This is a genomic window from Cytobacillus sp. FSL K6-0129, from assembly GCF_038007625.1.
In the GTDB taxonomy this organism is placed as follows: Bacteria; Bacillota; Bacilli; order Bacillales; family Cytobacillaceae; genus Cytobacillus; species Cytobacillus kochii.
On sequence record NZ_JBBOXM010000001.1, the window covers coordinates 3,848,278 to 3,861,472 of the forward strand.

The following is a 13,195-nucleotide window of genomic DNA, read 5'->3' on the forward strand; positions in this document are numbered from 1 at the left end:
CTCCTTTCTATGAACTTTTTAATTGGGGTTCCATACTCGTCTCTTTTAACGGCTGTGTTTCCTTTGTTTTTCTTTTGGTTAAAAGAAGGTTTAAGATAATGGCTGCTAGGCTACCGGTAATAATTCCATCGCCGACGATAATTCGAAGGGTTTCAGGTAAATGGGCGAATAATTCCGGAACAACGGATGCGCCTAGTCCTAGTGAAATCGAGCAAGCAATAATGAGTTGATTGTTATTGTTCGTAAAATCGACTCTTTGAAGCATGCGTATACCAGAGGTGACGACCATTCCAAACATGACTACAGTGGCACCGCCGAAAACCGAAGGAGGAATGAGTGTAGCCAAAGTAGAGATTTTAGGAACTAAGCCTAGTACAATTAAAATAAAACCAGCAGCAATTGTGACTTTATTTGACCTTACTCCAGATAATTGGACAAGTCCGACATTTTGAGCAAATGTACTATAAGGGAAAGCGTTGAAAATTCCACCTAAAGTAAAGGCCATTCCTTCAGCTCGATATCCACGAGCGAGATCCTTTTCTTTTAACTCTTTATGATCCATTTTCCCTAGTGCAAGAAAAGCACCAGTGGATTCGACAAGAATGACTGTACCTACTAAGATCATTGTTAAAATAGGAACAATTTCAAATGTAGGGTATCCGAAATGAAAAGGGGCCGGAAGGTGTAACCAAGAAGCTTCTTGAACGGATTGAAAATCTACCCTCCCCATTAGTGCCGCCATGAATGTCCAAATGATTATCCCAATTAAAACAGAGATAGCACGTAAGAACCCTTTAAAGAAGCGGTTCATTAGTAAAATAAGTGCGAGAACACCAAAGGAGAGCAATAAGTTTTCAGCTGAACCAAAATCAGGATTATTCGTGCCTCCTCCCATATTTTTAATTCCTGTAGGGATGAGTGAGAGGCCAATAATGATGACGACGGTACCAGTTACGATTGGAGGGAATAATTTTACAAGCTTGCCGTATATATTGGAAAAGAAAATAATGAACAATCCTGTTATAATAATCGCCCCGTATATGGCTGATATCCCGTAATTACTACCGATTGTAATCATGGGAGATACGGCTACGAATGAAGTACCCATGACAATAGGGAGCCCTGTTCCAAAGTATTTATTTTTGACAGATTGAAACAGTGTAGCAACCCCGCAAGTTAACAAATCAATAGAAATGAGGAAGGCTTGTTGTTCAGGGGAGAAACCTAAAGCGCCGCCAACTAAGATTGGTACTAAAATGGCACCAGCGTACATAGCAAGGACATGCTGTAACCCTAATGAAAATGTTTTTGATGGATGAATATTTTCTCCCAAAGTGAACCCTCCTGTTTATAATGTTAAGAAATATAACATTTAATGTTGTTATATTTAACATAATAAACAATATTCTGATTATTGTCATTGTTCAATATGCCTAAAAATGACTAACTTATTTGTGTAAGGTGCATGGTTGGGCTGTTTTAAGCTTCTAATAGTTTTTTCATCCGTAATGCTGTACGTAATTGTAAGGTTGTTTCTGGATCCTTTAAATCTTTACCGAGAATTTCTTCGCATTTATCTATTCTATAGACAACTGTATTCCTGTGGACAAATAACCTTTTTGCTGTTTCGGAGATTTGACAATGTGTTTCTAGATAGACAGAAAGTGTTTGTAGTAATGATTCTCTTTCATCAGGTTTAATCGATAAGAATCCCTTAAATGCATGGGTGTAAAAATGACTCAACTCTTTTTCGGGAATAAGGCGGAGCAATTCTAATATATCCCTTGTTTGAAATGATTGAATAAAGTTGGTTCTTTTTGAGATTGCTCCTTGAGAAAGAGATTCACTTGCTTCGTGATAGGCTGTTCTCACTTGGACAAAGGAATGGATCACATTACTTACACCGAAAGAAATGGTTTGATTAAAGCGGTTTGTCATTCGTAATTGGATGTCTTTTAATATATTCATATAAGGTGATAACCCTTGATGGGCTTCAAAGAGCAAGATACATTCATCACTTTTGGTAAAGAAATGAACGTTGACAGTGGTTTGGTGTATCACTTCTTCCAAGTATTCAAATATATTATCAGATTTTTGTTGGCGTTGTGTGAAAGAATCGTGTGGATTTGCTTGATCGACCTTTCCGACAACACAAATATAGTCACAATCATTTTGAAGAGAGAACTCTTTGGCGCGATTAATAATTTCATCTTGTAACTTGAAGGTCCCATCTAAGAAGTGGAGAAAAAAATCGTTGCGTATATTTTTTGCGTGTGTATTTAGTGCATGCTCTTTCATAAGGGCGAAGGAGAGTACATTCGTCGCTTGTTCAATCGTTAAGATATTGAGGTGATTCTCCTGAGGGATTTCTCCTTCTATAATTAAGAAACCTCGCTTCTTTTCGCTAATGTTTATAGGAAATAGATGATAAGTTTTTTTGGATACAAGTAGTGAAAAGGAAATAGAGATAGGGCTGGATGATGAAATCCGTTTAATTTCTCTCTCGATATCTTCTCTCATTACGAATATTTCTAGTTGGTGTTGTTGGTCAGAGAGAGAATGAAGATGCTGATCGACTAAATGAACAGAACAATCAATTATCTTGCTTAATTCTTTCATCAATGTTTCTATACCTTTTCCTTGAAGAATGATGTTCGTAAAATGTTTATGTGTTTCTAAAGCAGCAGTTAATTCATTCGCGCGGCTATCTAAAATCAGTCTTAAAGTATGGTTGATTACATCTCCAAGTGATAAGGCGAGTGGCAGTTCGATGATGGGGAAATTTAATTCATTTGCCAGCTTCAATGCAGATGGAGGAACAGAGTCTAAGAACCTTTTTGTTTTTATACCAAGTGCTGCACATCCTTGATTAGCCATCGCTTGTATTAATTCATTTAGTAAATGTGGCTGGTCTTTTAAATGATAGGCTGTTGTCACTAAAAATTCATGGCGATTCAAAAAGGGAATAATATCAGGTGCATCCATCATATTAACCGTATGTACCTCACGTTTGATCCCGCTTTCTCCAGCTACAACTCTCATCCCTTCTAATGAAGGGGAAGAGAGTAATTTAGAAACTTTCATGTGGCTGACTCCTTTCGTTTGCATCTTCTTTTTTATATGGATTAGTTAATGTGCACAAAATTATATGAAAATTTGTACATTTTTGCTGATGATGTTTCGATGCATAAAAAGTAAAATTGTTTTATATAACATAATTATGTAAGAAAATATTCCATAAGTAAAGAGGGGAGTGAAAGGATTGGCCATTCATGTAAGAGAATTTCATGATACAAATAAGGAAAAGATAGCAGAAATGATTGAATGGCTTTCGTCATTTGGTAAAACAACCAATGAAGGCGTTACGAGATTACTATATTCTAAAGCTTGGTGTGAAGCGCAATCAGCTTTGAAAAATAAAATGAAGGCAATCGGGTTAGATGCTTATTTTGATTGTGTTGGTAATTTATTTGGCCGGCTGCAGGGAACAGATGAAGATAATGCAGTCATATTGACAGGTTCCCATATTGATACGGTTATTGACGGCGGAAAGTATGACGGTGCTTATGGGATTGTTGCTAGCCTGCTTGCGGTGTCGAGGCTCTATGCCTCTTATGGCAAGCCCAAAAAAACGATTGAAGTCGTTTCTTTCTGTGAAGAAGAAGGGAGTCGGTTCCCTTTAACCTTTTGGGGATCAAGAAATATAACCGGCATGTACGATATTGGTCATACTAGAGGATTAGTCGATGCAAACGGTGTTCCTTTTATGGATGCGATGAAAGAGGCGGGCTTTGAAACAGAAAAATATATTCAACCAATTAGAAGTGATATTGCAAGATTTATAGAGGTACATATCGAACAAGGGATGGTACTAGAGAGAAATCAAAATGCGGTTGGTATTGTCACACATATCGTTGGACAGCGACGTTACAATATACGGATAAAAGGAGAAAGCAATCATGCAGGCACAACACCAATGAACCTTCGCAGGGATGCGGTTGTGACAGCCTCAAAACTTATTTCTTTCTTAACGAAAAAAGCAGAAAGTATCGACTCCCAGTTAGTAGCTACGGTGGGAAGAATTGAAGCGCAACCAAATGTACCCAATGTTGTGGCAGGGGAAGTCGAATTTAGTTTAGATATTCGCCACCATAAACAACATGTATTGGATGAATATTGTATGTCCGTGTTTTCTTATTTTGAAGAGGTAGCTAAGTCTAATGATCTGATCATTGACTGGAAACAATGGATGAATGTAGAACCTGTCGCAATGGATGCCATGATGCATAGTAAAATCAAGACGTTAGCGGAACAGAAGCAAATTTCTTTCCAAGATATCGTTAGTGGCGCCGGTCATGATGCACAAGTTTTTGCAAGTACACTTCCTACTAATCTTATTTTTGTCCCAAGCAAAGGCGGCATTAGTCATAACCCGCAAGAGTTTACGAGCTCAGAAGATTTGGAAGTAGGAGTAAAACTGTTAACAGATATTTTATATCAATTAGCTTATGAATAGAAGGAGTGGATATATATGGGGTTTAATAGCTTGAATACACCTAGTCGTACGATTATGACACCAGGTCCAGTTGAGGTAGATCCTCGTGTGTTGAGAGCGATGAGTACACCTATATTAGGTCAGTTCGATCCAGCTTTTACAAAATTGATGAATGAAGTCATGGAAATGATTCGTCAAGTCTTTCAAACAAAGAACCGTTGGGCCTTTCCGATAGATGGTACTTCAAGAGCAGGAAACGAAGCGCTCTTAGCAAGTATTATTGAACCTGGTGATAAAGTGTTTGTTCCAATTTATGGGCGTTTCGGGCATTTACTTGTGGAGATTTGTGAAAGGTACGGTGCTGATGTCTATTCGATACAATGTCCTTGGGGAGAGGTATTTGACCCAGATGTAGTCATCGCAGAAATGGCAAAAATCTCACCTAAAGTGGTCGCTATTGTCCATGGTGAAACATCTACAGGGAGAATGCAACCTCTAGAAAAAATCGGAAAGGCTTGTAGAGAACAGGATGCGATTCTCGTCGTAGATGCAGTCGCATCTATTGGTGGCGTAGAGGTAAAGACAGATGACTGGTTTATAGATGGGCTAATAGGGGGAACGCAAAAATGTTTATCCGTTCCTGCTGGGATGGCACCCATTACATTTAACGAGCGGATTGAGAAGCTTATATTAGAGCGGAAAAAGGTAGAGGCAGGTATTGCAACTGCAGAAGATGAGCAGTATCAACGTAGTCGAATGGCAATTGCAAGTAATTATTTTGATCTCGCCATGCTTATGGATTATTGGAGCCCAAGGAGATTGAATCATCATACAGAAGCAACATCGATGGTTTATGCGCTCTATGAAGGTTTACGACTTGTGCTAGAAGAGGGGTTAAAGCCTCGTTTTATCCGCCATCTCCTTCATGAAAAAGCTTTGGTGACAGGTATTCAAGCAATGGGGTTAAAGCTATATGGTGATTCTGAACATAAGCTTCCATGTGTGACATGTATAGAAATCCCTGCTGGTGTTGATGGTGAATCCGTACGGAAAATGTTGCTTAAGGAATTTAGTATAGAAATTGCTTCATCTTTTGGGCCATTACAAGGGAAGATTTGGCGTATTGGTACGATGGGATATAGCTGTCGAAAAGAAAATGTGCTTGCTGTTCTCGGCGGATTAGAAGCAGTCCTTATCCGTCACGAAGTCCAAGTAAATCGCGGCGAGGCGCTTCAGGCAGCAATGGATATATATGCAGCTGAGGAATCAGCTATGACGATACTTTAAATAAACAGGGAGGTGTTGGTTTTGGCTACATATGATCTCATTATTCGCAACGGCAATGTTGTTTTACCTCATAAAGTGAAGAAAACCGATATAGCCATTAAAAATGGTATCATTGTCGCCATTGAGGAAGGTATTACAGCCACAAGTAAAGACGAGAAAAATGCGGCAGGTTATTATATTTTTCCAGGTATGATAGATATTCATGTTCACTTTAATGACCCAGGCAGAGACAAATGGGAAGGTTTTGAATCGGGTTCTCAGATGATTGCTGCAGGAGGAGGAACAACTTTTTTTGACATGCCCTTAAATGGGATTCCTTCTACTACTGATTCGCAGGCATTGTTAAATAAAGCGGAGATGGGAGAAAGTAAGTCAGTTGTGGATTTTGCTTTATGGGGTGGCCTTGTTCCAGGAAATATCCTGGAGCTGAAGGGATTAGCAGATAATGGGGCAATAGGTTTTAAAGCGTTTTTATCTGAAAGTGGAAATGAAGAATTCGAACGTGTTGATGATTTAACATTAATTGCTGGCATGAAAGAGATTGCTTCATTGAAAAAAATACTTGCACTCCATGCGGAAAGTGCCGCAATGACAGATTTCTTAACGAAGGAGAAAGTGACGAATGGTCAATTAACTGCGGATGATTATTTAGCATCTAGACCGATCGCCGCAGAAGTGGAAGCGGTGGAACGTGCCATCGCATATGCAAGAATAACGGGCTGTCCTCTTCATTTTGTCCATATTAGCTCTGAGGAGGCTATTTTAAAAATTACAGATGCCAAGGCAATGGGACTAGACATTACAGTTGAAACATGTGCTCATTACTTATTGTTTAATCATAATGATTTGCAAGACAAAGGAGCGGTAGCCAAATGCGCCCCGCCATTACGAAAAGTGGAGGAGCAAGAGAAATTGATTCGTTTATTAATAGAAGGCGCAATTGATATGGTCTCCTCCGATCACTCACCATCACCTTATCTGTTGAAAGATCCAACCGTCCATCATTTATTCTCCGCTTGGGGTGGAATTAGTGGCGGACAATTTACCCTTTTAGCATTAATTGAACTTGCAATAACCTATGACATTCCTTTTTATAAAGTGGCGGCACTCATAGCAGGTAATCCAGCTGACAGATTCAATTTAAATACAAAAGGGCATATCGAAGTGGGCAAAGATGCTGATTTAACATGGATCTCACTTGAAGCATCCTTCACTGTTGCAGAAAAGAATTTCTTCGCTAAGCATAAGCACAGTTTGTATATGGAGAGAACTTTCCCATGTGCAGTCAAACTTACGATGAACAACGGAGTAGTAGTTTTTGAAGACGGACAATTAGTAAACATGAGAAATAGAGGTCATTGGCTAAAGCCAGAGCAAACGAAAATGGGGACTCGTAGTTAACTACATCGCTGTAAGAAATTCATTTCTATTGTCAGAAAATCTAACACACTAGTAGCGGAAAAGGAGGAAATGGAAGATAATACATTTTAAACCTTTAGCAGCTGAGTGAAAGAGGTGTGTGAAGATGGATAATATTCATCAAATATTCAAGGCATCGCCTACAGAAGGTGATGTGTTAGCGACAGTGATTCAAGTGAATGGGTCTGCTTATCGAAAAGAAGGCACAACCATGTTAATCAAGCAATCTGGTTCAACTATTGGTGTCCTTAGTGGAGGATGCTTGGAAGAAGATATTAAGTATAGGGCAGAAACGCTAATCGATGGTCAATCAAAATCTTTTTTATACAATTTAAAAAGTGAAGATGATCTTGGGTGGGGACAAGGTTCGGGATGTAATGGTGAAATTCGTGTCCTGTTAGAGAAGATTGATGCAAGTTATCAAGCTCATCTAGAAAAGGTTAATGAACAGCTTTTACAAGGACGATCTATTTTAACAGTAAAGAAGCTTTCCGAGGATTATGAGGTTATAGGTTACACAGTTATCGTTGATGATAATAACTATTGGACCAAAGCATTAAACAAAGATGCCAATATGGAATTAAAAGAGATGAAGAGTGGTATCCACTACTCAAAAGAGCTATCTATTTATCGTTATTTTCAGTGGTTTCATCCAAAGCCTCGTCTTTTTATCCTTGGTGCAGGGGAAGATGGCGTCCCTCTTTGTGATTTTGCTCATAAAACAGGCTTCCATGTAACAGTAGCTGACTGGCGCGAAGCTTTATGTAGTAAAGAAAGATTTCCTCAAGCAGATCGTTTATTAATAGGTTTTCCACATGAAGTGTTACCAAAAGCGCTTCATCCCCAAGACCATATTGTGATTATGACCCATCATTTTGAACGAGATAAAGAAATTTTACAATATGTGCTCAATCGACCATTTAAATATATAGGTATCATTGGTTCTAATAGACGGACGATGAGGTTATTAGAAGGGGAATCTGTACCATCGAATGTCTACACGCCTGTTGGTTTATCGATTGGCGCAGAGGGACCTGAGGAAATTGCGATTAGCGTTATGGCACAATTAATTGCGGTTAAACAAAAGGTGGTTACGGAAAATGGAAAACAAGCCAATTGTAGGACACTTGTTTATAACAAATAAAGGGAGCTAGGAAATGTAAAAGGAGAGTAGTTATCATGAGGATATTAGAAACAACCGTTGCTTCGCCTACTACCATTGAGGAAGCATGGACAATGTGGAAATCATATGATGAGGCGATCACATTTATCGCTGGAGGCACATTTTTACAAACCAAATGGGAAAAAGGGGCCGCCGTTCCTTCAAAAATGCTTCATCTAGGTGGCATTTCGGAATATAAACAAATCTACATGGACACGGAAAGTCGGATTCACATCGGTTCTTTTGTTAAGCTAGCGGAATGCAAGAATCATCCTCTGATTATTAAAAAACTACCCCAATTATCACAAACGATTGAGAAAATCGCTGCGCCTGCTGTTCGAAACTTAGGTACGATAGGAGGCAATATTGCCAATCAGGTGGGTGATACAATCCCCCTTTTACTAGCCCTCGATGCAGAAATACTATATTTAAATAAAGATGGAAAACAGAGAATAGACTTGCAGGATTGGTCAAAAATGACTGAAGATTCTATTATATTAGAGGTTATTATTCCATTTGATAATAGAGAAAGCTATTTATTTACTAAAAAAATCGGTCGCAGGGAGGGATTCTCAACATCTGTTGTTACATTGGCTGGCAAGTTAACAATAAAAGAGAATCAGCTATGTAATGTTCGAATAGCAGCGGGTGGCGGGGAGACACAACCTATGAGGTTAAGAAATGTAGAATCTATTTTAAAACATGCACCAATTGTGGATTCAAATATTTTAAAAAAGGTGTATCAAACGGTAATGACAGAGTATCAGCCAGTTGAAGATGCTTTTTATTCGAGTAATTATCGTTTGAAAGTAGCGAGTAATCTCTTAATCTCAGAATTAGAAAAATGGAGTGGAGAATATGGCGGATTATACAAGTAATTTAGCGTCTTGCCGTCCAAGGCCGGATGGAATGGGAAAAGTAACAGGTGGATTAAATTATTTAACAGACTTGCAAGTTCCAAATATGCTTTATGGAAAAGTGCTGCGTAGTGAGTACCCTCATGCGAAAATTCAGCAAATAAATATTGAAAAGGCAGAACAATTATCTGGCGTCCTAGCCGTAATAACAAGTAAGGATGTACCTGGATTAAATGGATTTGGTCTGATTACGCAAGATCAGCCTGTCTTTTGTGATCAAGTTGTTCGCTATGTAGGTGATGCGGTGGCAGCAGTAGCGGCAATCACTCCTGAAATTGCTGCAAAAGCACTTAAACGAATAGAAGTAATCTATGAACCATTACCGATTATTGATGACCCCGATGACGCAATGAACCCTGATAGTATCCCATTACATTCTGGTGGCAATATCCTTCATGAAGCATCTTATGAAAATGGTGATGTTGATGAAGGCTTCCAATTATGTGAGGTCATTATAGAAGAAACCTATCTACTGCCCCGGCAAATGCATGCTTATATGGAAACTGAAGGTGGGGTTTTTGTCCCAGAAAAAGATGGCAGGTTGTCTGTATATGCGGGCACGCAGCATGGCTACAAGGATAGACTACAATTAGCGAGAATATTAAATTTACCAGAAGAGCGTATTCGTGTAATTTCAAGTCCGATGGGAGGGTCATTTGGCGGTAAAGATGAGTTGAATATTCAGCCTTACGGAGCCATATTAGCATTGAAAACAGGAAGACCGGTGAAAATTCATCAATCACGTAGAGAATCAATGATCTCTGGTATTAAAAAGCACCCAATGAAAATTACGATGAAAACAGGAGCTAAGAATACGGGGGAGATTGTTGCTCATGAAGTAAGAATTATTGCAGATACAGGAGCCTATGCCACACTTGGTCCAGCTGTATTAGATTTTGCAGTGGAACACGCTATTGGCCCTTATGCTATATCAAATGTAAAAACAAAAGGCTACTCTGTTTTTACAAATAATGGTGTGGCAGGTGAATTCAGAGGGTTCGGTGGTAATCAGATTACATTTGCTCTAGAAGGGCAAATTGATCGGTTGGCAGATGGCTTACATATGTCACCACTTGTATTAAGAAAGAAAAACTTGCGACAAGGAACAGATCCTGGTCCAGTTGGACAAATTATTGCACCGACTAATGGAGATGCGCTTGTTTTAGATGAGATCGCGCAGTCACCGCTATTAGCGATAGATAAAAGTGAGAACGACAATCCATGGAAGAAAACGGGAGTAGGGTTAGCGCTAACCATGCATGGAGGAGGGTTAGGTTTTGGTAGATTGGATCCTTCTGGTGGAAAAATTAGTCTGAACCATGAAGGGAAAATAGAGATAGCCTTTGGATTTGAAGAGGTAGGTCAAGGTTTGTTAGCGGTTATTGAAAATGTAACAACAGAGGCTATCGGGTGTTCTTCAGAGGATTTACACATTGTAATAGGGGATACAGACAAGGTGCCACACTCAGGTTCTTCCACAGCATCAAGAGGCACGAGCATGATTTGGCACAGTTTACAAAGGCTAAAGGGGCCCTTTATAGAAAAACTATTAGATACAGCAGCCAAAATATCAGGTTATCAAAAAGAACAATTATATGTTGGAGGGAAGGGTATTTGGCTAAATGGCCAAAGGATACTTACTTTTGAACAGCTTTTTCTTGAGAATGAACCCATTAGTATAGACACAAAATTCGACTTTCCAACCACGCCAAATAGTATTCCGGGTGGTCATTTCTTGTACTCATTTGCAGCGGTGGCAGTGAAAGTAGAAGTCGACCTTATAACGGGAGCGATCAAGGTTACAGATATCGATCAAGCTGTTTCTGCCGGACCTGTTGTGAATCCTACTGGTTATATTGGGCAAATCGAGGGCGGTACGATTATGGCGCTAGGCTACACATTGTTAGAAGAAGCAGCCATGAAGCAAAGTCGCTATACTGCAGAAAACTTTGACACCTATATTCTGCCCACGATCCAAGACATTCCACCAAAAATGAATGTGAGAGCAATCGAGGACTTATGGAAAGGAGATATATATGGCCCAAGAGGCGTTGGGGAGATCGGAACAGTAGCATTAGCTCCTGCAATCGTAAGAGCCATCTATGATGCGACGGGGCATTGGGTGACGAAATTACCTGTCAGTCGAGAAGAAATATTACATGCGGGGGAGAGGGTTTTTTGATAGAAAAGGTAAAGGTGAATTCGCAAAAAATCAATATTTCTTTCACTGTTAATGGTGAACAGCAGAAACTACAAGTTGAAGCAACAAAAAGATTAGTTGATATATTACGTGAAGACCTCTCATTAACAGGCGCCAAAATCTCTTGCGAAATTGGTCGATGCGGTGCCTGCTCTGTAGAAGTAGACGGTGAACTCGTCAACTCTTGTCTCATGAGAGCTTATCAACTGAACGGAAAGAGTATTCATACGGTTGAAAGCTTAAGTGAAAATGGCCTGCATGAAATTCAAAAGGCATTTCTAGAAGAAGGTGGATTTCAATGTGGCTATTGCACACCGGGGATGATTATGGCTGTGAAAGCATTATTAGAGAAAAACAAGAAACCAACAGATGAAGAAATATTAGAAGCACTCTCAGGAAATATATGTCGGTGCACAGGTTACGCAGGCATTATCCGAAGTGTGAAAAAGGTGATTCAAGCGATATAAGTATGTCTTAAAGGAGGAATTGAGGGCTCTATCTAGGCTAACGGTGAAATCCTTGCAGTCAATAAGCCAAAAAAACAAAGAGGTCTGCCTCGAAATGTGAATCGAGACAGACTCACCCCAAAAATAAGAAATCTGCTTAAAATCGACCTGAATCGAGTCAGGCCCACCAAAACGAAATAAAGTATCTCGAATTGCATCTATCAGATCAAACAAATTGCAAAGCCAATACTCTCCATTTTTCACAGTCCACCGTCCTCTCTTGAGCATAATCAAAAATAAGATGTGTATTCCTCAAATCATTGTTCTCATTAAAGGTTGTCCATAATGGTTTCAAATAGTGTTTCTCCTGGCTACACAGTAAGAATGAACTCACCCTCGGTATGGTTGTTTCCCTTCTAAAGCAAAGAAGGCGCCAGTTCCGGAAACCTCGTAACTTATTAGGAGCGTAGGTTGATTGGTTGGATAACTGTTTGCAGGTATAAATAATCATCCTTCTAGGTCATTATCGCCAGTCCCTAAGTTTTCATCAAGATTACGTGTGGAGAAGTATATTTCGTAACGAGCTTCCGAGGGATTCGTAATGTCATAGATAAATAGTCTCTATTCTTGCAAAGAGTTTATGAATCAGGATCAGTTGAATAGTAAAAATGAATGATTTAGTTAACAATTTTTCCCTCAATAGGTTATAATTATATTTGAATGTTAATTAAAATGTTTAGGAGAAAGACAAATGAAAGAAATACAATGTTATAGATTCGAATCAGAGATTGAGGCAGATATAGATTTAGTTTTTGAATGTCTTAATAAAGATCAACATGTATTAAAATGGAATACACAAATCATTGAAAATCATTATGATGGAGCTGAAAGTGATTTAAAAGAAGGATCGATGTTCACTACAAGGCAGAAAATTGGAAAAAAGGTGTATGAGTTACAAGCTGTTTATTCTAAGTATGATCCACCTTTTTATGCTGTAGTAGAGACGAAGACGAAAGAAGGAATAAGTAGGACAGAATACATTCTCGAAATCCTCCCAGAAGGAACAAAGTTTATAGCGAATGTTACATTGATTCCATCAAACTGGATATATAAATTAGTTACAAATATGATGAAATGGTCATTTAAATATGTTTATGATGAGCAGTTTAATCAATATATAGAATATATCTATCAAGTTGAATATGAGAGAAGATGAATAAACTGAGAGTAGCCCTTTTTCTGGCTACTTTTTTTATGATAAAAAAAAGT

At 38.9% G+C, this 13,195-nt stretch carries 10 protein-coding genes; 8 read left to right on the forward strand and 2 right to left on the reverse strand.

Translation table 11 applies throughout. The features are described 5' to 3' along the window. Positions 1-7: 7 nt before the first annotated feature. Positions 8-1,333 (reverse strand): nucleobase:cation symporter-2 family protein, encoded by a 1,326-nt coding sequence (locus tag MHI57_RS19600; RefSeq protein ID WP_340977928.1) that lies wholly within the window; start codon positions 1,331-1,333, stop codon positions 8-10. Between the two features lie 146 nt (positions 1,334-1,479). After that, the gene (locus MHI57_RS19605) at positions 1,480-3,084 is read right to left on the reverse strand and encodes a PucR family transcriptional regulator (RefSeq protein WP_095370536.1); all 1,605 of its coding nucleotides are present in this window, start codon (positions 3,082-3,084) and stop codon (positions 1,480-1,482) included. Positions 3,085-3,262: 178 nt separating this feature from the next. Between MHI57_RS19605 and allC the strand changes: the two genes are divergently transcribed. The 8 genes from allC (at position 3,263) to MHI57_RS19645 (ending at position 13,142) form a co-directional block, all read left to right on the forward strand. After that, positions 3,263-4,516: an allantoate deiminase gene (allC, locus tag MHI57_RS19610; protein ID WP_340977931.1), complete on the forward strand. Its 1,254-nt coding sequence runs from the start codon at positions 3,263-3,265 to the stop codon at positions 4,514-4,516. 15 nt (positions 4,517-4,531) lie between these two features. Further along, complete coding sequence (locus MHI57_RS19615) at positions 4,532-5,782, forward strand: pyridoxal-phosphate-dependent aminotransferase family protein (RefSeq protein ID WP_340977933.1); 1,251 nt, start codon at positions 4,532-4,534, stop codon at positions 5,780-5,782. 21 nt (positions 5,783-5,803) lie between these two features. Then, positions 5,804-7,183, forward strand: coding sequence for an allantoinase AllB (gene allB / locus MHI57_RS19620; RefSeq protein ID WP_095370533.1), 1,380 nt, complete (start codon positions 5,804-5,806; stop codon positions 7,181-7,183). Positions 7,184-7,307: 124 nt separating this feature from the next. Beyond that, a complete protein-coding gene (locus MHI57_RS19625; RefSeq protein WP_340977936.1) occupies positions 7,308-8,345 on the forward strand; it encodes an XdhC family protein in 1,038 nt (345 codons plus the stop codon). A gap of 35 nt (positions 8,346-8,380) precedes the next feature. Next, positions 8,381-9,241 carry an FAD binding domain-containing protein gene (locus MHI57_RS19630; protein WP_340977938.1) on the forward strand — a complete coding sequence of 287 codons (861 nt, stop codon included), beginning with the start codon at positions 8,381-8,383 and terminating at the stop codon, positions 9,239-9,241. Continuing rightward, entirely contained in the window at positions 9,222-11,462 is a 2,241-nt protein-coding gene (gene pucD / locus MHI57_RS19635; RefSeq protein ID WP_340977940.1) for a xanthine dehydrogenase subunit D, read from the forward strand. The genes MHI57_RS19630 and pucD overlap by 20 nt, the downstream gene beginning before the upstream one ends. Next, positions 11,462-11,947, forward strand: coding sequence for a (2Fe-2S)-binding protein (locus MHI57_RS19640; protein ID WP_095373530.1), 486 nt, complete (start codon positions 11,462-11,464; stop codon positions 11,945-11,947). Before pucD ends, MHI57_RS19640 begins: the two co-directional genes overlap by 1 nt. Positions 11,948-12,677: 730 nt before the next feature. Continuing rightward, positions 12,678-13,142, forward strand: coding sequence for an SRPBCC family protein (locus tag MHI57_RS19645; protein ID WP_095370529.1), 465 nt, complete (start codon positions 12,678-12,680; stop codon positions 13,140-13,142). Positions 13,143-13,195 lie beyond the last annotated feature (53 nt).